The organism is Caballeronia catudaia, assembly GCF_001544755.2.
GTDB lineage: Bacteria > Pseudomonadota > Gammaproteobacteria > Burkholderiales > Burkholderiaceae > Caballeronia > Caballeronia catudaia.
The window spans coordinates 59130-80199 of record NZ_FCOF02000027.1 but is presented as its reverse complement, the minus strand read 5'-3'; the positions used below and the strand labels follow the sequence as shown (position 1 = coordinate 80199).

The 21070-nt window shown below is 62.5% G+C and carries 23 protein-coding genes, 1 tRNA gene and 1 pseudogene; 14 read left to right on the top strand and 11 right to left on the bottom strand.

All coding sequences use genetic code 11. From position 1 onward, the window contains the following. Both AWB75_RS37760 and AWB75_RS24595 read left to right on the top strand, forming a co-directional pair. Positions 1-540: pseudogene (locus AWB75_RS37760) on the top strand (hypothetical protein); the annotation flags it as partial. A gap of 109 nt (positions 541-649) precedes the next feature. Further along, positions 650-910 (top strand): hypothetical protein, encoded by a 261-nt coding sequence (locus AWB75_RS24595; RefSeq protein ID WP_061126645.1) that lies wholly within the window; start codon positions 650-652, stop codon positions 908-910. 128 nt (positions 911-1038) lie between these two features. On the opposite strand, the gene AWB75_RS24590 is transcribed toward AWB75_RS24595, so the two are convergent. From AWB75_RS24590 to acs, 5 genes are all read right to left on the bottom strand, one after another. Beyond that, positions 1039-1488, bottom strand: coding sequence for a hypothetical protein (locus tag AWB75_RS24590; protein WP_061126644.1), 450 nt, complete (start codon positions 1486-1488; stop codon positions 1039-1041). 245 nt (positions 1489-1733) lie between these two features. After that, positions 1734-1823: transfer RNA gene (locus AWB75_RS24585), tRNA-Ser, on the bottom strand. 43 nt (positions 1824-1866) lie between these two features. Beyond that, positions 1867-3891 carry a sodium:solute symporter family protein gene (locus AWB75_RS24580; protein WP_061126643.1) on the bottom strand — a complete coding sequence of 675 codons (2025 nt, stop codon included), beginning with the start codon at positions 3889-3891 and terminating at the stop codon, positions 1867-1869. Further along, the gene (locus AWB75_RS24575; protein ID WP_061126642.1) at positions 3888-4214 is read right to left on the bottom strand and encodes a DUF4212 domain-containing protein; all 327 of its coding nucleotides are present in this window, start codon (positions 4212-4214) and stop codon (positions 3888-3890) included. The genes AWB75_RS24580 and AWB75_RS24575 overlap by 4 nt, the downstream gene beginning before the upstream one ends. Positions 4215-4290: 76 nt before the next feature. Beyond that, entirely contained in the window at positions 4291-6273 is a 1983-nt protein-coding gene (gene acs, locus AWB75_RS24570; protein WP_061126641.1) for an acetate--CoA ligase, read from the bottom strand. Positions 6274-6858: 585 nt separating this feature from the next. Between acs and AWB75_RS24565 the strand changes: the two genes are divergently transcribed. The 8 genes from AWB75_RS24565 to AWB75_RS24530 all read left to right on the top strand — a co-directional run bounded on the left by AWB75_RS24565 (position 6859) and on the right by AWB75_RS24530 (position 13265). Beyond that, positions 6859-7446, top strand: coding sequence for a TIGR00645 family protein (locus tag AWB75_RS24565; protein WP_061126653.1), 588 nt, complete (start codon positions 6859-6861; stop codon positions 7444-7446). Between the two features lie 51 nt (positions 7447-7497). Further along, complete coding sequence (locus AWB75_RS24560) at positions 7498-9021, top strand: fumarate hydratase (protein WP_061126640.1); 1524 nt, start codon at positions 7498-7500, stop codon at positions 9019-9021. A gap of 200 nt (positions 9022-9221) precedes the next feature. Further along, positions 9222-9698, top strand: coding sequence for a bacterioferritin (gene bfr / locus AWB75_RS24555; RefSeq protein WP_061126639.1), 477 nt, complete (start codon positions 9222-9224; stop codon positions 9696-9698). A gap of 13 nt (positions 9699-9711) precedes the next feature. Further along, entirely contained in the window at positions 9712-10581 is an 870-nt protein-coding gene (gene murI / locus AWB75_RS24550) for a glutamate racemase (protein WP_061126638.1), read from the top strand. A 172-nt stretch (positions 10582-10753) separates the two neighbouring features. After that, positions 10754-10990: a (2Fe-2S)-binding protein gene (locus AWB75_RS24545; RefSeq protein WP_061126637.1), complete on the top strand. Its 237-nt coding sequence runs from the start codon at positions 10754-10756 to the stop codon at positions 10988-10990. A 323-nt stretch (positions 10991-11313) separates the two neighbouring features. Beyond that, positions 11314-12036, top strand: a complete 723-nt coding sequence (locus AWB75_RS24540) for an energy transducer TonB (RefSeq protein WP_061126636.1) — start codon at positions 11314-11316, stop codon at positions 12034-12036. A gap of 28 nt (positions 12037-12064) precedes the next feature. Further along, positions 12065-12823, top strand: coding sequence for a MotA/TolQ/ExbB proton channel family protein (locus tag AWB75_RS24535; protein WP_061126635.1), 759 nt, complete (start codon positions 12065-12067; stop codon positions 12821-12823). Between the two features lie 19 nt (positions 12824-12842). Continuing rightward, the gene (locus tag AWB75_RS24530) at positions 12843-13265 is read left to right on the top strand and encodes an ExbD/TolR family protein (protein WP_061126634.1); all 423 of its coding nucleotides are present in this window, start codon (positions 12843-12845) and stop codon (positions 13263-13265) included. Between the two features lie 348 nt (positions 13266-13613). Here AWB75_RS24530 and AWB75_RS24525 read toward each other — a convergent pair whose 3' ends face one another. Beyond that, positions 13614-14576, bottom strand: a complete 963-nt coding sequence (locus tag AWB75_RS24525; RefSeq protein WP_061126633.1) for a LysR family transcriptional regulator — start codon at positions 14574-14576, stop codon at positions 13614-13616. A 162-nt stretch (positions 14577-14738) separates the two neighbouring features. Between AWB75_RS24525 and AWB75_RS24520 the strand changes: the two genes are divergently transcribed. The 4 genes from AWB75_RS24520 (at position 14739) to hemP (ending at position 17051) form a co-directional block, all read left to right on the top strand. Next, a complete protein-coding gene (locus tag AWB75_RS24520) occupies positions 14739-15611 on the top strand; it encodes a pirin family protein (RefSeq protein WP_061126632.1) in 873 nt (290 codons plus the stop codon). A 114-nt stretch (positions 15612-15725) separates the two neighbouring features. Next, on the top strand, positions 15726-16124 hold the full coding sequence (locus tag AWB75_RS24515) for an OsmC family protein (RefSeq protein ID WP_061126631.1): 399 nt from the start codon (positions 15726-15728) through the stop codon (positions 16122-16124). 39 nt (positions 16125-16163) lie between these two features. Further along, entirely contained in the window at positions 16164-16652 is a 489-nt protein-coding gene (locus AWB75_RS24510; RefSeq protein WP_061126630.1) for an SRPBCC family protein, read from the top strand. 150 nt (positions 16653-16802) lie between these two features. Further along, the gene (gene hemP, locus AWB75_RS24505; RefSeq protein WP_061126629.1) at positions 16803-17051 is read left to right on the top strand and encodes a hemin uptake protein HemP; all 249 of its coding nucleotides are present in this window, start codon (positions 16803-16805) and stop codon (positions 17049-17051) included. A gap of 275 nt (positions 17052-17326) precedes the next feature. Here the strand turns inward: hemP and AWB75_RS24500 are convergent, their stop codons facing one another. The 5 genes from AWB75_RS24500 to AWB75_RS24480 all read right to left on the bottom strand — a co-directional run bounded on the left by AWB75_RS24500 (position 17327) and on the right by AWB75_RS24480 (position 21059). Continuing rightward, positions 17327-17740 carry a GlcG/HbpS family heme-binding protein gene (locus AWB75_RS24500; RefSeq protein WP_061126628.1) on the bottom strand — a complete coding sequence of 138 codons (414 nt, stop codon included), beginning with the start codon at positions 17738-17740 and terminating at the stop codon, positions 17327-17329. Between the two features lie 38 nt (positions 17741-17778). After that, on the bottom strand, positions 17779-19182 hold the full coding sequence (locus AWB75_RS24495; protein ID WP_200823025.1) for a 4Fe-4S binding protein: 1404 nt from the start codon (positions 19180-19182) through the stop codon (positions 17779-17781). After that, the gene (locus tag AWB75_RS24490; RefSeq protein WP_061126626.1) at positions 19179-20030 is read right to left on the bottom strand and encodes an FTR1 family iron permease; all 852 of its coding nucleotides are present in this window, start codon (positions 20028-20030) and stop codon (positions 19179-19181) included. The genes AWB75_RS24495 and AWB75_RS24490 overlap by 4 nt, the downstream gene beginning before the upstream one ends. A gap of 74 nt (positions 20031-20104) precedes the next feature. Then, positions 20105-20443 carry a cupredoxin domain-containing protein gene (locus AWB75_RS24485; RefSeq protein ID WP_061126625.1) on the bottom strand — a complete coding sequence of 113 codons (339 nt, stop codon included), beginning with the start codon at positions 20441-20443 and terminating at the stop codon, positions 20105-20107. A 70-nt stretch (positions 20444-20513) separates the two neighbouring features. Then, on the bottom strand, positions 20514-21059 hold the full coding sequence (locus AWB75_RS24480; protein ID WP_407642161.1) for an iron transporter: 546 nt from the start codon (positions 21057-21059) through the stop codon (positions 20514-20516). Between the last annotated feature and the right edge of the window lie 11 nt (positions 21060-21070).

Sequence of the window (21070 nt, the reverse complement as noted above, 5' to 3'; positions counted from 1 at the left end):
CGCATCCTTCGCGATGCGGTACGCGACGGCCATCTCATTCCTGCTATTCACCGTGAGTGGCGGGGTAGTCGGCGGGTTGCTCGGCAATATGCGCCGCAAAGCTGGCCGAAGCGGGCACCAGACCCGAATCCGACCGTCTACGGGCTCCACAACGGTAAGTATGTGTCGCTCGACGCAAACGGATTCCTTGTCGATGACACGCCGTATGTACCTGCGAGAATCGCGGCCAAAGCTGCGGCCTCCCCAAGCGCGGTCGGTCGTTCGGGGCGCGCTGATGGCGATAGCGGTTTTGATTGGCTTGGCTCTGTCGAAGCAGTAGCCGGAAGCGCGCTCAACGCCATGAGTTCAGATGGCGACAGCGCCGACGATTCGATGCTCAATAGCTTCGCCGCTGCTGGTGACAGTGATGGCAATAGCTTGCTCAGTGACGCGCAGCCGTTCGAATATCAGCCGAGCGGCATATTAGATCAGGGCGAGAACGTCGCGGGAATGTTGACACGCCAGCCGAAGAAGCCGAGTGCGAACTGGGATACGATTTAGATATGGCTGAATGTAGTGCCTACGCCGCGATGGACAAAGGATACTGGAGCGTCTGCAAAGAAAGGGCTATGCAACGATATTCAAACTGCCTTCGAGGGAGATTCGTGGGATGAAGACAAAACCGCGCTGTGTTGTTATCGCTTATAACGAGGACAGCAATCAGATCGAAACTTGCACTGTTGACCGTGAGGCAATCGAACGTTTGCGTACAACCTCAATGACTATGCCGTGGTCGATTGACGAACATGGTGGAAAACTGGATGACGAGTTTGCGCGCAAACTAGGAGGGGCGTCGTTGCTGCTGCTGGCGGTACACCAACCAGCGCTCAAGCCGTATATCACCGTAACGGAAGATCGCGGAGAAGGTTAGCGCAGAAATCTCCATCGCAACAAAGATCAACGTTTCCGTACAATTCAACCCGCGAGGTTCTATCGTATTCTCTGACATCCGGCGCGTGATTGCGCTGGAAGCAGGCTTGGCGGCCCGTCTACGCTAATTCACCCCGGTTCGCGTGTGCAAAGCAGGCGGTTTTCCGGCAATCTCGTGAACGTGGTTTCCTGCCGCTCGCCTATGCGCGGTTCATCCTTCGCCCGCGCACTCATCTGCTCCACCATATTGCGAAGAGAATTGCGCTCGGCTTCGATTGCGCCTTTCTCGCCTTCAAGTTCGCGAATGCGCTCATTGGCCTGTTCGAGCTTGTGCGTCTTCGCTGCGAGCGCCGCCTCCAACGCCTGATACGCTTCCGTACTGATAGCCGGATGAATGCCGCGTTCAACGTCATCGAACAGAAAAGCCGGACGCTCGCTTGGCGCGATCTTCTTGGCCCATTCCTTCAAGTCCAGTCCGTAGACATGCCGCCGGTCATAGGCGACATGTTCACCGGGCGGAACCTTGCGCCCGTCCTCCGGACACGCAGACAATTCAACCGCGTCGATTGCCTGATACATCGCCCGAATACGCGGTTCGAGACACAGAATGGGAGTTGTCTTATAAGCGCCGATAAAGGGCGAAGCCTTCCAGAACGATCTAGACACATGCGGAACAATCCGCCGTATCGTTTCACCAACATCAGGTGCTGATGGTCAGGACGACAGACAACCGCAGGCGACGCTCGCTGATGGGCTACCTGACGGCCCAGAAAAAACGAAAGCCCCGTAACTCATTGAATTAACGGGGCTTTGCAATGCTCTGCTGGCGGAGAGAGGGGGATTCGAACCCCCGATAGGTTTTACCCTATACACGCTTTCCAGGCGTGCGACTTAAACCACTCATCCATCTCTCCGGAAGACCGCGATTATACCAACTTCCCGCGCCTGCGCCAGCCCCTACGGATGACGAATGTAATCGACGAGCGCGCGCGTGTATGCATCTGGTTTGCGGTCGAAAAGGCTCACGGCAATCGCCACCGCAAAGCCCGCGGGCACGCCAAAGACGCCCGAGCTGATCGGCTCGATGCCGAACCAGCGCGGCCCCGCGAACCCCGTCAGTTGCACGAAGAACGGATACGTCGAGACGATGTAGTACACGCACACGACGAGCCCCGCGATCATCCCCGCAACGACGCCGCGCTGTGTCGTGCGCTTCCAGAACACGCCGAGGACGAGCGCCGGAAAGAGACTCGATGCCGCGAGCGAGAACGCCGCACCGACGAGAAACAGAATATTGCCCGCATTGAGCGACGCCACGTACGATGCCAGCAACGCCACGCCGAGCAACAGAATCTTGGAGATGGTCACGCGCCGCTGGCTCGTCGCGCGGCGATCGACCATGCAGTAATAGACATCGTGCGACAACGCATTGGCGATCGTCAGCAGCAACCCGTCCGCCGTCGACAGCGCCGCGGCCAGCGCGCCCGCCGCGATCAGGCCCGAGATAACATACGGCAGCCCGGCGATCTCCGGCGCCGCGAGCACGACCATGTCCGGCTGCATCTGAATGCCGGCCCATCGCACGATGCCGTCGCCGTTCACATCGCTGATGCGGAGCAGATACGGTTCGACGCGACGCCACTGCGTCACCCATTGCGGCAGATCGGCGAAGCGATGCCCGACGAGTCCCGTCAATATCTCGTGCTTGATGAGCACCGCGAGCACCGGCACCGTCAGATAGAAAAGCGCGACGAAGAACAGCGTCCAGCCGACCGAGCGCCGCGCCGACGACACCGACGTCGTCGTGTTGTAGCGCGTGAGAATGTGCGGCAGGCTCGCCGTGCCGAGCGACAGACACAAAAGCAGCGCCAGGAAATTAACCTGATGCACGCGCGGACTCTCGTCGCCCGCCGAACCAGGCGCGAAGGCGTCGGTCATCGGCACGGGCGGCGCCACGCGCTCGATCAGCGCCTCCCGTTCGCGCGACCACTTCGCTTGCGCGTCGGCGGGATCGCGTGGGAACGCCGCCAGGTCCCGCTCGCGCTCGTTGATCTCGCGCAGCGGCCCGTTGTGCCGCCGCAGCTCGGCGATCTCGGCGACGAGGCGCGCACGCTCGGCGTGAAACGACTGCGGAAGCGCTTCGATGCGCGTCTGAATCTGCGCGGCCTGGCGCTGGTAATCGGCGCGCACGCGCGCTTCGTCGGGCGAGGCGGCCACTGCCCGCTCCAGTGTTTCGACGCGCTCCATCACGCGCCCGTAGTTGAATTGCGGAAGCCAGCCGAGCCCTTCGCGATGCGCGATCATCGAGACGGGAATCAGCATCGCGCTGATCAGGATGATGTACTGCGCGACCTGCGTCCACGTCACCGCGCGCATGCCGCCGAGAAACGAGCACACCAGGATGCCCGCGAGCCCGCAGAAGATGCCGATCGAAAACTCGATGCCGATGAAGCGCGACGCGATCAGCCCGATGCCCTGGATCTGCGCGACGAGGTAGACGAACGAGCACAGAATCGCCGCGATCGCCGCGAGCCCGCGCACGAGGTTGCTGGAGAAGCGCGTGCCGAGGAAATCGGGAATCGTATAGCGCGCGAGCTTGCGCACGTAAGGCGCGAGGAGGAACGCGACGAGACAGTAACCGCCCGTCCAGCCCATCACGTAGGCGAGGCCGTCGTAGCCGCTCGCGTAGATCGAACCGGCCAGACCGATGAACGACGCCGCCGAAAGCCAGTCCGCCGCGGTCGCCATGCCGTTGAACGCCGACGGCACGCGTCGACCGGCCACGTAGTATTCGACGAGATCCGATGTACGCGACAGCAGGCCGATCACCGCGTACACCGCGATGGGCACGAACAGGAACACATAGCCGATCCACGTGCCCGGCCCCGTCGTGCGCTCGATGCGCTCCATCAGAAAGATGAAGAGCAGAAAGCCGACGGTATAGAGCGTATAGGAAAGGATCAGCCGGTTGGTGAGCTTCATGCCGCGTCGCCTCGCTCCGACCGGGCGGCGCGCAACAGTCGCGCATCGGCGATCTGCATCAACACGATATAGACGAGGATCAGCGCGATATACACGAGAATCGCGCCCTGCGCGCCGAAGTAGAACGGCAGCGGAAAGCCCGCCACGCGTATGTGCTCGAAACGTTGCGCAACGAGCGGCAAGCCGAACGAGACAATGAAGCCGATCGTCATCAGCACGGCGATCAGCGCGACGTTGAAACGCCAGTAGCGTCGATGCGCGCGCGCCATCGCCGCGGATACGGGCGGTGGCGAGGCGGGCGTAGGGCTGGAGGAATCGGACATGCGGCTTTTTATCAAAAGCGCATGTCATCGGCAATCCGGATCGACCGCTGCGCATCGGGCAGCGGCCGATCCACGATCAACGCGCTTCGCCGAGCTGATCGAGAATCGCGGGATTTTCGAGCGTGGAGACGTCCTGCGTGATCTCCTCGCCCTTCGCGAGCGAGCGCAAGAGACGCCGCATGATCTTGCCCGAACGCGTCTTCGGCAGGTTCTCGCCGAAGCGAATGTCCTTCGGCTTCGCGATCGGGCCGATCTCCTTGCCGACCCAGTTGCGCAGTTCGGTGGCGATCTGCTTCGCTTCATCGCCTTCCGGACGCGAGCGCTTCAGCACGACGAACGCGACCACCGCTTCCCCGGTCGTATCGTCCGGACGGCCAACGACCGCAGCCTCGGCGACCATCGGGTTCCCGACCAGCGCCGACTCGATCTCCATCGTGCCGAGACGGTGGCCAGAGACGTTCAGCACGTCGTCGATGCGGCCCATGATCGTGAAGTAGCCGGTTTCCTTGTCGCGCACGGCGCCGTCGCCCGCCAGGTACAGCTTGCCGCCGAGTTCTTCCGGAAAATAGCTCGTCTGGTAACGCTTCGGATCGCCCCACACGTTGCGCAGCATCGACGGCCACGGACGCTTGACGACGAGAATGCCGCCCTGCCCGTTCGGCACGTCCTGACCGGTTTCATCGACGACCGCGGCCATGATGCCCGGCAGCGGCAGCGTGCACGAACCGGGCACGAGCGGCGTCGCGCCCGGCAGCGGCGTGATCATGTGGCCGCCGGTTTCCGTTTGCCACCACGTATCGACGATCGGGCACTGGCCACGGCCGACGTTCTCGTGATACCACATCCACGCTTCCGGATTGATCGGCTCGCCGACCGTGCCGAGGATGCGCAGCGTCGACAGGTCGTAGCTCTTCGGATGCACCTTCGCATCCGCTTCCGAGACCTTGATGAGCGAGCGGATCGCCGTCGGCGCGGTGTAGAAGATCGTGACCTTGTGGCGGTCGATCATCTCCCAGAAGCGGCCGGCGTGCGGATACGTCGGCACGCCTTCGAACATCACCTGCGTCGCGCCGATCGCAAGCGGACCATACGCGATATAGCTATGCCCCGTGATCCAGCCGATATCCGCCGTGCACCAGAAGATGTCGCCGGGCTTCATGTCGAAGGTCCACTTCATCGTCTGCGCGGCCCACAGCAGCGTGCCCGCCGTGCTGTGCTGCACGCCCTTCGGCTTGCCCGTCGAACCGGACGTGTAGAGGATGAAAAGCGGATGCTCCGCGCCGACCCACTCCGGCTCGCACTGCGCCGATTCGTTCTCGACGATCTCGTGCAGCCACGCGTCGCGACCTTCGGTCCATCCCACCTTGCCGCCCGTGCGCTTGTAGACGATGACGTCCTTCACCTTCTCGCAGCCGCCCGCCGCGAGCGCTTCGTCGGCGATGCTCTTCAACGGCAACGCCTTGCCGCCGCGCATCTGTTCGTCGGCGGTGATGAGCGCGACCGCGCCGACATCGACGAGACGTTCATTGAGCGACTTCGACGAGAAGCCGCCGAACACGACCGAATGCGTCGCGCCGATGCGCACGCACGCCTGCATCGCGACGACGCCTTCCACCGACATCGGCAGATAGATCACGACGCGATCGCCCTTCTTCACGCCGCGCTTCTTGAGCGCATTGGCGAGGCGGCTGACGCGTTCGAGCAGATCCTGATAGGTAACGTTGGTGACGGTGCCGTCGTCGGCTTCGAAGATGATCGCGTTGTCGGCGCCGCGGCCCGCTTCCACATGACGGTCGAGACAGTTGTATGACGCGTTGAGCTCGCCGTCTTCGAACCACGTGTAGAACGGCGCCTTCGATTCATCCAGCACCTTGGTGAATGGCTTGTGCCACGAAAGCGTGTCGCGCGCGAGGCCCGCCCAGAAACCTTCGTAATCGCGCTCGGCTTGCTCGGCGAGCGCCTTGTAGGCGTCCATGCCGGAGATTGCCGCACCCGCCGATGCCTTGGCTGACGGCGGGAACACGCGTTTTTCATGCAGAACCGATTCGATCGCAGACATCGACAACCCCTTTGATGGTGTTTCCAGAATCCGGCGGCGCGCGCGTCGCTGAATGGGCCGCGTGCGCCGCATGTTATGAGGTTCGAAAGCGGACAACGCGCAGCGTTCCCGTTCCGGACCGTGTCTCCATAATGATGATCGCGCCCGTACGGCGCGGAAGATTTCACAGCACATTCGCCTGCTGCGTCCATCCTGCAGTGATTTGAAGATAAGCCCGTCAACTTACCCGCTTCTTACGTGCCAGAGCCGATCGGCACGGGGTATACGCGAAGTCGGCGCGACTCCTGCAATGCGGCCCCACAATCGTAACTGAACTCCCCGCGCGTTATCCAGAGATGCTTTTTTACTCACCGCGACGATGTTGCACGTCGGCAGTAACGTTCCTGGGCATACGGGCCTGACTCGTCATGCCATCGGTGCTTTCCGAAAGCTTTCGGCAAGCACGCGCGGTGACGCGCTACAATAGCGGGCTTCCCGATACCGCGAATGCGCTTCTCCCTGCATTCGCCGGCGCATCGCACGTTTTGGTTCGTCATATTCGCCCGTCATCATCTCCGGTCCGACCCATCGACTGAAAAGCCGCCCATGTCCGCTCCCAAGCATGCTTCCGCCCCGCCCTCGCTGCCCGGCTCGATGAAAGCGCTGCCGAAAATCATCTTCATGAGCCGATGGCTGCAGGTGCCGCTTTATCTGGGCCTGATCGTCGCGCAAGCCGTGTATGTCGTGTTGTTCCTGAAGGAAGTGTGGCATCTCGTCACGCACGCGATGACGCTCGACGAAACCAATATCATGCTCGTCGTGCTCGGCCTGATCGACGTGGTCATGATCTCGAACCTGCTCATCATGGTGATCGTCGGCGGATATGAGACTTTCGTGTCGCGGCTCGGCGTGGAAGGCCATCCCGACGAGCCCGAATGGCTCGATCACGTCAACGCGGGCGTGCTGAAGGTGAAGCTCTCGATGGCGCTCATCAGCATTTCGTCGATCCATTTGCTGAAAACGTTCATCAACCCGGATCAGCACACCTTCCATACCGTGCTGTGGCAGGTCATCATCCACGTCGCGTTCCTCGTCTCGGCGCTCATCATGGCGTTCGTCGACCGGTTGACCACGCACACGCACCCGAAGCACTTTCATAGCGAAACCGTCGCGCCTCGAAGCGCGCTCGACTGAAGCGTCCGACAGAACGCACTCAAAAAATTTCGTCCCCCCTGAGCTTACGCCATGACCGTCATCAAGCAGGAAGACCTGATTCAGAGCATCGCCGATTCGCTGCAATACATCAGCTACTACCATCCGCTCGACTATATCCAGGCGCTCGGCCGCGCCTACGAGCTGGAAGAGAGCCCCGCCGCGAAGGACGCGATCGCACAAATCCTGACCAACAGCCGCATGTGCACCGAAGGCAAGCGCCCGATCTGCCAGGACACGGGCATCGTCACGGTGTTCGTGAAGGTCGGCATGGACGTTCGATGGGACGGTGCGACCATGAGCGTCACCGACATGATCAACGAAGGCGTGCGCCGCGGTTATCTGAACCCGGACAACGTGCTGCGCGCGTCGATCGTTTCACCGCCCGAAGGCGGCCGCAAGAACACGAAGGACAACACGCCGGCCGTGATCCACTACGAGATCGTGCCGGGCGACAAGGTCGACGTGCAGGTCGCGGCCAAGGGCGGCGGCTCGGAGAACAAGTCGAAGTTCGCGATGCTGAATCCCTCGGATTCCATCGTCGACTGGATTCTCAAGACCGTGCCGACCATGGGCGCCGGCTGGTGCCCGCCGGGCATGCTCGGCATCGGCATCGGCGGCACGGCCGAGAAGGCGATGGTCATGGCGAAGGAATCGCTGATGGACCCGATCGACATTCAGGACATCATCGCGCGCGGCCCGCAGGACTGGATCGAGGAGCTGCGCGTGGAACTGCACGAGAAGGTGAACGCGCTCGGCATCGGCGCGCAGGGTCTCGGCGGCCTCGCGACCGTGCTCGACGTGAAGATCATGGCCGCGCCGACGCACGCGGCGTCGAAGCCCATCGCGATCATCCCGAACTGCGCGGCGACGCGCCACGCGCACTTCACGCTCGACGGCTCGGGCACCGCGAAGCTCGACGCGCCGCCGCTCGACGCATGGCCGAAGGTCACGTGGCAGCCGAATACGGAGACGAGCAAGCGCATCGATCTGAATACGCTCACGCCGGAAGAAGTCGCGTCGTGGAAGCCGGGCCAGACGCTGCTCTTGTCGGGCAAGATGCTCACGGGCCGCGACGCGGCGCACAAGCGCATCGCCGACATGCTCGCCAAGGGCGAAAAGCTGCCGGTCGATTTCACGAACCGCGTGATCTATTACGTCGGCCCGGTCGATCCGGTGCGCGACGAAGCCGTTGGCCCGGCAGGCCCGACTACGGCCACGCGCATGGACAAGTTCACGGAAATGATGCTCGCGCAGACCGGCCTCATCTCGATGATCGGCAAGGCCGAGCGCGGGCCGGTCGCGATCGAGGCGATCAAGAAGCACAACGCGGCCTATCTGATGGCGGTCGGCGGCGCGGCGTATCTCGTTTCGAAGGCGATCCGCGAAGCCAGGGTGCTCGCGTTCGAAGACCTCGGCATGGAAGCGATCTACGAATTCGACGTGCAGGACATGCCGGTGACCGTCGCCGTCGATTCGAGCGGAACGTCGGTCCACAAGACCGGTCCCGCCGAATGGCAGGCGAAAATCGGAAAGATCCCCGTCGCGACGGCTTGATGCGTGATCAATAGCCGTTTATAACGCTAAGGACGAAGAGCCGGGCAAACTGCCCGGCTCTTTTCTTTGCCAGGGCGTCATTCGCGAAGGATTTTCATTCTCAGTTTTGTCTGGAACAAAGAATTTCTACTCAACCTTGGCATTGTCACGCTCTCGGTTTATCTTTCCTCCAGTGCCCCACGTTACAACAAGGAACAATCATGCAAGGCGACGCAAAGGTCATCGAATTTCTTAACGCTCAGTTGAAGAACGAGCTGACCGCGATCAATCAGTACTTTCTGCACGCCCGGATGTACCAGCACTGGGGCCTCGAAAAGCTGAACAAGCACGAGTACGACGAATCGATCGGCGAGATGAAGCACGCCGACTGGCTGATTCAGCGCGTGTTCATGCTCGACGGCCTGCCGAATCTGCAGGATCTGCACAAGCTGCTGATCGGCGAAGAGACGAAGGAAATTCTCGAGTGCGACCTGAAGCTCGAGCAGATTTCCCAGTCGACCTGCAAGGAAGCCATCGCGTACTGCGAGTCCGTGCGCGATTTCGTCTCGCGCGAGATTTTCGAAAAGATTCTGCACGACACCGAAGAACACATCGACTGGCTGGAGACGCAACTGGATCTGATCGACAAGGTCGGCATCCAGAACTACCAGCAGACCATGATGGGCGACCACGATTAATTCCGCGTCGCGTATGTCCGGACACGCCGAGTTTCGCGTCGATGCGCCTGTGAGCACTGCGCCGGTCGGAATCTTCGATTCCGGCCTGGGCGGCCTGTCGGTGCTGCGCGCCGTGCGCGCGATGCTGCCGCGCGAGCGGCTGATCTATGTCGCCGATTCCCTTCATGCACCCTATGGCGAGCGCGACGACGATTTCATCGTCGACCGCACGATGGCGATCGGGGAATGGCTCGTCGGGCAAGGGGCGAAGGCGCTGGTCGTCGCGTGCAATACGGCGACCGCGCAATCGATCGCGCTCGTGCGCGAACGGCTGCCGATTCCGCTCGTCGGCGTGGAGCCGGGCGTGAAACCGGCGGCGGCGCTGTCGAAGTCGCGTGTGGTCGGCGTGCTGGCGACCGCCGTGACGCTGCGTTCCGCGCGCTTCCAGTCGCTGCTCGACCGTTACGCGGGCGACTGCCGTTTCATCTGTCAGGCGGGGCACGGGCTGGTTCAGGCGGTCGAGCGTTGCGACACCTCGTCGCCCGCGCTGATGGCGTTGCTCGAAAGCTATATCACGCCCATGCTCGACGCCAACGCCGACACGCTCGTGCTCGGCTGCACGCACTACCCTTTCCTCGATCGCGCGATTCGCGAGATCGCTGGCGAGCGGCTCCAGATCGTCGATACCAGCGTCGCGATTGCGCGGCAGCTCGATCGTCTGCTCGACACGCACGCGCTCAGGAACGGCACCGCACTGCCGGACACCCTGCCCCGTTTTTGCTCCACCGCCGACGGCGAACCGCAGCGCCAGCTCGCGGCCTCGCTTCTCCAGTTCGACGCCGCCGTCGAGCACGTCGACATCCCTTCGCGCCGCACGCGCCTCGCTGAACCCGACATCGTCTGAGGGTTTCTTTCGCGAAGGCGCGCTCGTCCGCGCTTTCACCCGCCAGACAAGGCTCCTAGCAATAAACCCGCTAACTTGCGTGCTCTGTTACAAAAAACACCGAGCCCCGCTTGCAAACATAGCAATCTCGAATGATAATAATTCGCATTAACGCCAGCTATCGCGAACGATCATGATTGTCTGTGTCTGCAAATCAGTGTCCGACCGCAAGATCCGAGCCGCCATCGCCGATGGAATGGATTCCTTTGACGAATTGCAATTCGAGCTCGGCGTGGCGCTGTGCTGCGGCAAGTGCGAGGCAAGCGTGCGCGACGTAATGATGCAAAGCGGCGTCTGCGCGTCGCGCTGTGGCGTCGAGCAACGCGAAATGGTCGCGCCGGTTACGTTCTACGAGCGCCAGGCCGCCTGAAGCATCCCGCGCGGCGCGGCCAACATCGCGTCCGCGCTTCAACCGACATCGCCCGCTGCTGTCCGCCCGCGTCGCCGGGTCGTTTTGATCGCCTCCAGCAAGCCAGGTTACCTTCGATTCTCCGGTCACTTCTAGCCAGCCGCGCAACCCCTTACCCCTGGAGGGAAAGATGGAATTGCTGATCGGTTTCGTGACCACGCTGCTTATTTTCCGAAAATGACGTCCGTTTCCTTCCGCACCGCGCTTTTGCCGTCATTCGACCTCGAGATGGAAAGCAGCGTTTTCAGCCAGCACCCACGCAGCACCGCACGCTACCAATAACAATGCAGTCCCGGACCACTACTCCCGCCGCGTTCCAGACGGCGCAGGCACCCAACGGTAATCCGCGTGTGATCGCGGCGTGCGCTGCGGTCGTCGCGATCCATATCGCGCTTCTGGGCGCCGCGCTGACGATGCGCAACGCGCCGCTGCCGCGCCCGATCGAAGCGAAGTCGATCACGGCGCAGCTCATCAGCGAAACGCCCGCGCCCGCGCAGCCGGTTGCGATCGAGTCGCCGCCGAAGCCGGTTCCGCAGCCCGCGCCGAAGCCGCAGCCAAAGCCCAAGGTCAAACCGAAGATCGAGCCGAAGCCCACGCCGATGCCGGTGACGGAAGCGCCGTCTCAGATTGCCGCGCCCGCGCCCGAACCCACGCCGCCCGCTCCGCCGCAACCCGCGCCGCCGCCCGCCGCGCCGGCCATCGGCAAGCCGAGCATGGATCTCGCCGCGCCGAAGAACGTCGCCCATTTGAGTTGTAACATCGCGCAGCCAGACTATCCGGCGATGGCGAAACGCCGCGGCGAAACGGGCACGGCGGTCATCCGTCTGACGGTGGGTCTGTCGGGCAAGATCGAAAACGTCACGCTGCAAAAGAGCAGCGGCTCGTCGCGCCTCGACGACGCGGCGCTCGACGCCGTGCGCGGCAGCGCGTGCAGCCCCTACAAGGAAAATGGCGAAGCGATCCGCGCGAGCGCCACGGTGCCGTTTGTTTTCAGTCTGAACGACTGATCGTTTTTTTAGATACAAGGAAAGAGAAATGGAAAACTACGGGATTGCGCACGTCTGGGCGCAAGGCGACTTCGTGACGCGGGGCATCGCGCTCGCGCTCGTCGTCATGTCGGTGCTTTCGTGGACGGTGATCGTCGTGAAGGCGTGGAACGTCGTGCGCCTGAAGCGCCTGACCAAAAACGCCGAGCAGGCATTCTGGCACTCCGACGACTTCAACGACGGCATCAAGAAGCTCGGCAGCAAGTCGTCGAGCCCGGCGGACAACCCGTTTCTCGCGCTCGCGCTCGCCGGCCAGGAAGCGGCCGAGCATCACACGCAGACGCAGCCGCATCTGCACGACCGCATGGACGTGTCGGACTGGATCACGCGCTGTCTGAAGGACGTGATGGACGAAGGCGTCGGCCGCATGCAGTCGGGCCTCGCGGTGCTCGCGTCGATCGGTTCGACCTCGCCGTTCGTCGGCCTGTTCGGCACCGTGTGGGGCATCTATCACGCGCTTCTGACCATCGGCGCGACGGGACAGACCTCGATCGATCAGGTCGCCGGTCCCGTGGGCGAATCGCTCATCATGACCGCGTTCGGCCTCTTCGTCGCGATTCCGGCGGTGCTCGGCTACAACGCGCTGACCCGCGCGAACAAGGGCATCGTCACGAAGCTGAACCGCTTCGCGCACGGCCTGCACGCCTTCTTCGTCACCGGCGCCAAGCTCAATTCGGCGACGCGCCCCGCGAAGAACAGCAACGCCGACAGCCTGCGGATCGCGACGCGCGCGTCCGCGTCGTCGTAAGCGAGAGGAGGTTCGCACCATGGCCATGAGCCCTTTCGCCGGCGATGAAGACGACGGCATGATGAGCGAGATCAACATGACGCCGCTCGTCGACGTCATGCTGGTTCTGCTGATCATCTTCCTCGTCACGATTCCCGCCATGCATCACGCGGTGAAGATCGACCTGCCGCACGCGAGCAGCCAGCCGCAGGACGAAAAACCCGCGCACGTGAACATCGCGATCAAGGCCGACGGCACGACGCTGTGGGACGATCAGCCGATCGACGAAGCGACGCTCAACGCGCGCATCGCGCAGGCGGCGCAGCAGAATCCGCAGCCGGAAATCCATTTGCGCGCGGATCGTCAGGTGGCGTATGAAAAAGTCGCCGATCTGATGTCGGCGGCGCAGTCGGGCGGACTGACGAAGATCGGTTTCGTCACCGAGCCAAAGAAAAGAAAGTAACGCTTAGGCAACATCGGGAAGCGCCCTCTTTCGGACGCTCAAAGTAAAAGGCCTTCATCGTCAGATGAAGGCCTTTTTTCGTGCGCGCTCGGCGCATTCGGGCGAGGCGGTCACTTTGGGTTCGTATAGCCAGAACCAGAAGTCCCGTCACATGCGGCAGCCGTGGTCGACACGGACAGCGCAATCAACCCTATCAGGCTAACTATCAGAGCAGCCGTGAGTTTTCGCATAGGAGCTCCTTAGCGAAAGAACCTTCAATATACCGCCGCGACTTATGTCGTTCAATTGAATCTGACCATCGCAAGCGCGCGCTTCAATGCCATAAACCAATGAGCGCCGCAAACGCGGTCAAACTGTTTCTCGTTCCGGCTTTTCGTGAACAGGACATTCTCCGGGAAAGCGTTGGCCGCTGCCGATCGACTCGACGAGAAAATCCACGAACGCGCGCACTGCAGGGACCATGCCCTGCCGCGACAAGAAGACCGCGTAGAGTTGCGGCGACGGAAACGTCCAGCCCGGCATCACGGGTGAAAGCTGGCCCGAGCGCAACGGCGCGCCGTACATCATCTCGGGTAGCGCCGCGATGCCGACGCCGCGCATCACGGCCTCGCGAATCATCGATAGATCGGCGGTGACGAGCCGCGGCTCGTGCTCGAACTCGTGGCGCGTGCCGTCCGGCGCGATCAGCCGATAGACATGGCGGCCGTCAGCGGAAGGCGTGTCGAGCGTGTCGTACTGGGCGAGCTCGGCGGGCGTCATCGGCGGCGCGTTCGACTTGAGCAGCGACGGCGCCGCGACAAGCATCTGCTCGGTGCGCCACAGCGGCCGCGCGACGAGGTTCGAGCTCGCGGGCGGCTCCGAGCGCACGCGCAGCGCGACATCGACCGCATCTTCGAACAGATCGACGACGCGGTTCGTCACGCGCAGCACGATACGCACTTCCGGATAGCGATGCATGAAATCCGGCATCACGGCGGATAGAAACGTCTGCGCGATGGTGACAGGCACGCTCACGCGCACCGTGCCGCGCGGCGAATCGCGCAGGCTCTGCACGACGTTGACAGCCGCCTGAGCCTCGGCGAGCATCGCCTGGCAATGCTGGTAAAAGAGCTGCCCGGCCTCGGTGAGCGCGAGCTTGCGCGTGGAGCGCTGCAGAAGGCGCACTCCCAGCGACGCCTCCAGCTCCGACACGCGCCGCGACAGCCGCGACTTCGAGATGCCGAGCACGCGCTCCGCGGCCGAAAATCCGCCGTGCTCGACGACGTGCGAGAAATACATCAGATCGTTCAGGTCATGCGAGTCGGCTTTCATCTATTACTCGATGTCGCTCTGAAGCGTGAAGCGGTTCGTTATCGCCAGCGGGACAATCCATTGCGCCGCGGCCTCTTTTCCAGCGAAATTCGGCCCATATAATAGCTCTGTGTTTCAAATTCAGCGCTATTCCCTTATTTTCCGATTCCGAAGCGAGGCCACATGTCCACCAGCCGCAGCATCGAACGCATCATCCCGGCGACCCGTACTGTCGAAGGCGGCGGGTTCGTCGTGCATCGCCCGTTTCCGACCCGTCTTCTGATCGATTTCGATCCTTTCCTGCTCCTCGACGAAATGGGTCCCGCCGACTATGCGCCCGGCGAGGCGAAAGGCGCGCCCGATCATCCGCATCGCGGTTTCGAGACCGTCACGTATATGCTCGAAGGCGAGTTCGGCCACAAGGATTCGGCGGGGCACTCGGGCACGCTGCGTCCCGGCGACGTGCAGTGGATGACGGCCGGCGCGGGCGTCGTGCATAGCGAGATGCCGGCGGAAGAATTCACGCGGCGTGGCGGCCGCGTGCATGGCCTGCAACTGTGGGTGAACCTGCCGCAGCGCGACAAGATGATCGCGCCGCATTATCAGGAGATTCCGTCGGCGCAGATTCCCGTCGCGACGAGCGAGGACGGCAAGGTCAGCGTGAAGGTCATCGCGGGCGAGGCGCTCGGCGTAAAGGCCGCGATCGAGACACGCACGCCGATCCTGTATCAGCACTTTTCCCTGAAACCGGGTGCGAAGGTCGAACTGAGCGTGCCGCGCGACTACCGCGTGTTCGCGTATCCGCTGTCCGGCACCGCGCTCTACGGCCCGCAGAGCCAGCCCGTGCGCGCGCAGCAGATGGTCATCTTCCGCGACGACAGCGACACGATTGCGCTCGCCGCCGGCGACGAATCGGTGGAGGTGCTGCTGATCGGCGGCGTGCCGCTGAAGGAGCCGGTCGTGCGTTACGGCCCGTTCGTGATGAACACCGAAGATGAGATCCGTCAGGCGGTCGTCGACTATCAGGCGGGCCGCATGGGCGCGATCACGCACTAACCGCATTGGCTCGCGAAATGGTGCGGCATGAACGGACTCATTGCGCCACAATGATCCGTTATTGACCGCATAATTTCGTCATTCTTGCAATTCAACCCGTAACAGGAGCAACGCATGGCCGGACCTTCCGTGAGCGCAAGCATCGGCAACACCGACTTTCAAGTCCGTCTCGGCGACGGCACGCATTCGTGGATCGCCGACGAACCGGCCAGCATCGGCGGCGGCGACACCGGGCCGGAACCGGCGTCGCTCCTGCTCGCGAGCCTCGGCGCGTGCACGTCGATCACGCTGAAGATGTACGCGAAGCGCAAGGAATGGCCGTTGGAAGCAGTGCACGTCGAGCTGTCGATGACAAGCACCGCGGACGGCACGAACATCGCACGCCGTATCGCGCTCACGGGCGCGCTGTCGGGCGAACAGCGGGAACGGCTATTGCAAATCGCCAATGCGTGCCCGATGCACAAGGTCCTGTCCGGCGCGATCCGCATCGAGTCCGGGCTCACGCCGCAGTGATACATTGCGTGCACCACGAACGTCCAAGGAAACGTCGTCTTGAATTTCGAACACCTGATCCAGATCAACGATCCGCTCAACCCGCTCGTCGAAGCGCTCACGCGTGAGCAACTGTGGGAAGGGCTCGTCCTGCGCGCCGAGCAGCCGCAGCTGTTCGTGCTGGGGCTGGATAGCTGCGACATCCTTTCGCGCGATGGCGACACGATGGAACGTGAACTGCACTACGGCCAGGCCACCGTGCGCGATCGCGTGACGCTCACGCCCGGCGCGAGCGTGCGTTACGACATCCTGCCGACAGCGGAATACGTCGGCGGCTCGCTCACGATGGCGATCGAGCAGCCCGACGCGCTTCAGCTCTTTCTGCGCTTCACCTACCGCACCACGCTGCCCGAGAACGAAAACCCGAGCGCCGACGAACGTCAGACGCAAGAGATCGTGAAGTCGGCCTATCGCGAATCGGATATTGACACTGTGCGGCTCATTCGCCAGTTCGCGCACGGCCGGACGGACGGCAATCCGCTGCACTGAGCCATTGCCTCGGATGCGGCCGCGAGTGTTTCGCAGGTCGCATCGAGTATGGCTATCGAAGGCTGCGCTTCCATCGGAAAGTCTATTTGCAAATAGGAATAGTTATCATTTACTATAGACCCATCGAATCAACGAACGCACATTTCCGACATGACCGATACGCCGCGATCCTCCACGCTCAGGCTGCGCCGCCCGGCTGTCCGCGACGCCGCGATCACCCGCCCGAAAGCGACCACCGTCACGACGGTTCACGTCGCGCATGCGGCGGACAGCAACGTCGAGCGGTCGCTGAAAAGCGACGCGCTGCTGCAAGGACGCAGCCACGTGAGCATCGTGCATAACGGGGAGACCTATCAGCTGCGCGCAACGCGTCTGGGCAAACTAATCCTGACGAAGTAACGCGCAGGCAAGAACAGCAGTCAGTACCGGGTATTGTGGGGACCACCTCGCCAAGAGGTGTTTGGCCTTAGCCAGCGAGGACGACTTGCACGCGAGAATTTAGACCCCTTCGTGCAAACACCAGCCAGTCGTCGATAGCAAGCGAAGCCGCTTTTTTTGGTTCCTGCTTGGGTTGTACGATGCGCGCCGATGAGCACCGCATACGAAAACAGAATGGCACGCCTTCGTTACGGAGACGTGCCATTTTTATTGCGCGAATGCTTCAGACGTTCCAGTCAGACGTTTTCAATTCCCAGCGCCGCGATGCCCGCTTTCGCGATCTGCGCATCCTGATCGGACTTCACGCCCGACACGCCCACCGCGCCGACGATATCCGCGCCCACGAAAATGGGCACCCCGCCTTCGAGCATGGCGGTCATCGGCGCCGACAGAAACGCCGTGCGGCCCTGCTTGATCGTGTCTTCGTAGACCTTGGTCTCGCGGCGGCCGAGCACGGCGGTGCGCGCCTTGCCCGTCGCCATTTCCGCGGTGCTCGCGCCCGCGCCATCCAGACGATGCAGATGCAGCAGATGCCCGCCATCGTCGACGATCGCAATCGTCACGTTCCAGTTGTGTTCTCTGGCGTGCGCCTCGGCGGCGGCGGCCATGGCCTTGACGTCTTCATCGGTCAATACGGGTTTGGTTCTCACTTCTCGCTCTCGTTGCCGTGCGACACGGCGTGGACGGTTTATCGGCTGAAGCCCCAGAACATCAGGTACCAGGCGCTGTCCGCGACGGCCAGCGCAAGGACAAACCATACCATCGCGAGGAGGCGCAACCCAAGCGCCGATGCATAGCGGCTCGTCACGCGCCACGCGAGCCATGCGCTCCACAGATTCGCCGCGGCGAGCAAACCGAGGCGCAGACCCGGCACCCACCACAACGGCAGATGCTCGGCGCGCAACAGCGACACGGTCGTCGCCGACAGGCCGAGAAACACGCCTACGCCGGCAATCGGAATCAGCGCGAGGGTCAGGTGATGCAGGCGCGTCGAATCGAACTTGCCGAGCATGCGCGTGCCCGCCGCGAGCAGCGCGAGCAGCGCCGTGCCATACACGATGCCTGTGACGACGATGTAGGCGATGACCATCGTGCCGTCGAGCCACGAGAAGACGTCGTTCTGTTCCGGGTAATGCGTGAACAGGAACCACGGCGCATTGGTATCGAGCGGCCAGAGAATCTCGTGATCGATGAGCCACGCCGCGAAGACCTGCTTCAGGTCGACGAACCACGTGCTCACGGTCCAGTGGAACGCGCCGATCGCGATGCCGAGCAAACCGTACAGAATGAGCGCGGTGTCCCACGGGTTCGCGGCCTTGTCGCCGAGCTTCACGACTTCTTCCGATGGCGAGCGCCACGTGAGCGCGATCGCATCGCGATGGCCGCTGCATCGGCCGCACATGTGACAGTCTTGCGCGCCCTTCATGTTGCGCAAGGGCACGAGCGGCGCGCAGTTGATCGGAATCACGCGATGACCGTGCTCGCCCTTCGTGTACGAGCGGCGCCACGCGTCTTCATCGACCTTGTAGTGGAAAGGAGCTAAGCGCGCGAGCAGCGAAAACACGCCGTTGACCGGACACAGATACTTGCACCACACGCGTTTCTCGCGGCCATACAGGACGCCGATGATCATTGCGCCAATGGTCGAGCCGCCGAGCACCAGCAGTACGGCTTTCGGATACTGATACACGCTGACCATCTGGCCGTAGATCGTCGTGAGTCCGAATGCGACGAACGGCCAGCCGCCCCAGCGCATCCAGCGCGGGATCGCCCAGCCGCGGCCGAACTTGCTCGCGAACTCGGAGAGCGCGCCCTCGGGACACAGCACGCCGCACCAGACGCGGCCGAGCATGACCATCGACAGCAGCACGAACGGCCACCAGATGCCCCAGAACACGAACTGCGCGGCGAGCGTGAGATTGCTCCAGAGATGCGCGGCGCCATCGGGCAGCGGCATCACGGCGGGTACGACGATCAGAAACACATAAACGGCAACGACGATCCACTGAATCATGCGGATCGTGCGGCCGTGACGCTGCATCCATTGGCCGGCTTGCTGGAGCCGGCCAGATCTAGGCATTACGGAACTCATGCTGGCCGGCTTGCCGCCTTTTGTTTTTGCGCCATCTGATTTTTCGAATGGCGCATGAGGAGATAGATGACGATCCAGTACGCCGCATACGCGACGAGATTCATGCCCGCCGGATGCGCGCGATAGCCCGTGAGTGTAGCGACGAGCGAGCCGAAGGTGCTCGAATCATCGAGGATCGCGGACGTGTTCCACACCTGATTGACGATGACCGGCAACACTTCCATGTCGATGAGCTTGTCGACGCCCGTCTCGAACAGACCCGCCGCGAGGAAGAGCAGCATGATTTCGGTCACGCGGAAGAACGAGCGCCACGAGAAAATCTTGCCGCCGAGCTGCAGGAGGTAGAACGTGAGCAGCGCGAGGCCGAAGCCGAGAATGATCGCGACATACTGCGACGCATCGACGTGCCCCGACTGGCCGAAGCCCACGCCATACAGGAACACGGCGGTTTCGCTGCCTTCACGCGCGATCGCGAGCGCGACCAGGAGCGCGATGCCCCACCAGTGCCCGTCCTGCGTGCTCTTTTGCAGCGACGTCTCCATGTCGCGCTTCAGCGTGCGGCCGTGACGCTTCATCCACAGCACCATCTGCACGATCAGCACGCACGCGATCAGCACCATTGCGGTCTGGAAATAATCCTGCGCATTGCCCGACAGCACTTCGGTGAAACCGATGAGCGCCGCGCCCAGCGCGATCGCCGCGATCAGCCCCGCCGCGACGCCGAACCACAGATAAGGCAGGCCGCGGCGCGCCTGATGATCGCCGTTCTTCAGCCACGCGTAGAGAATGCCGACGACGAGCAACGCCTCGACGCTCTCCCGCCACACGATGAAAAGTACCTGCCCCATTCCAGACCTCCAGCAATTCCGCTTTAACCGGCCGCGCGCATGTGCGCAAGTGCTTGTTGCGCGCGGCACCTCCGTTACTTCGCGACGATCACGCCTTGCGCGCTCTGATGAAAATCGTCGAAGAACTTGTATTCACCCGGGTCCAGCGGCGCGATCACGACGAACGAATCGGCGCCCGGCGCGAGCACTTTCTCCTTGCGCAACTGCACGCTTTCGAACTCGGCGGCGCCCTTGCCGATGTTGTGCACTTCGATCTTGATGCGCTGCCCCGCCGGCACTTCGATGCGCGCCGGGTTGAGCTTGCCGTCGTTCATTTCGAGCTTGAACGTCGGCAGGTCGGCGGCTTGCGCGAGTCCCGCGACCGACGCGAGCGCCGCCGCTGCGAGAGCGGCCATCTGGTTTTTCAGTTTCATGCGTACTTCCTGAGAATGAACGCATCCGGCAGCGCAAAAGCCGGATGCTCACGAGCGCTTACTGAGTAACTTAGTAGCCGCCCTTCTTGCCGATGCCCGCGAACGGGAAGTCGTACTCGATCGTGAACGGCTTGAACCACGGGCCGACGCCCGTTTCCTTGTCCACGTGACGGCCGAACGCCATGTGGCCTTCCTGCGACGGCGGCGAGATGTGCAGCTTCAGGTGATACTTGCCCGGGCCGAACAGCTTCACGTTGTCGCCGTAGTGCGGACCGTCGCTCGCGACCATCGCCATCAAATCGCCCTTCACCGTTTGCGTCGTGCCGACCTTCGTGAGCTCATACGTCACGTTCAGATACGGCATCCAGTCGCCTTCCGCGAAACCGGTCGGATTGTTCTTGACCGCGTGAATGTCCGCTTCCAGGTGGATATCCGAATCCGACGCCTTGCGCATCATGCCTTCCGGCGCCATCGTGACCGGCTGGAGGTACACGACGCCGGTTTCGATGCCGCCCTCGATATGCTGCTTGCCGATCGGATATTCGGCGGCCGAGGCTGCCATCATCGCAGTGAGACCTGCTGCGGCGACGAGACCGCGCATCAACGTTGAACCCATCAAAAACTCCT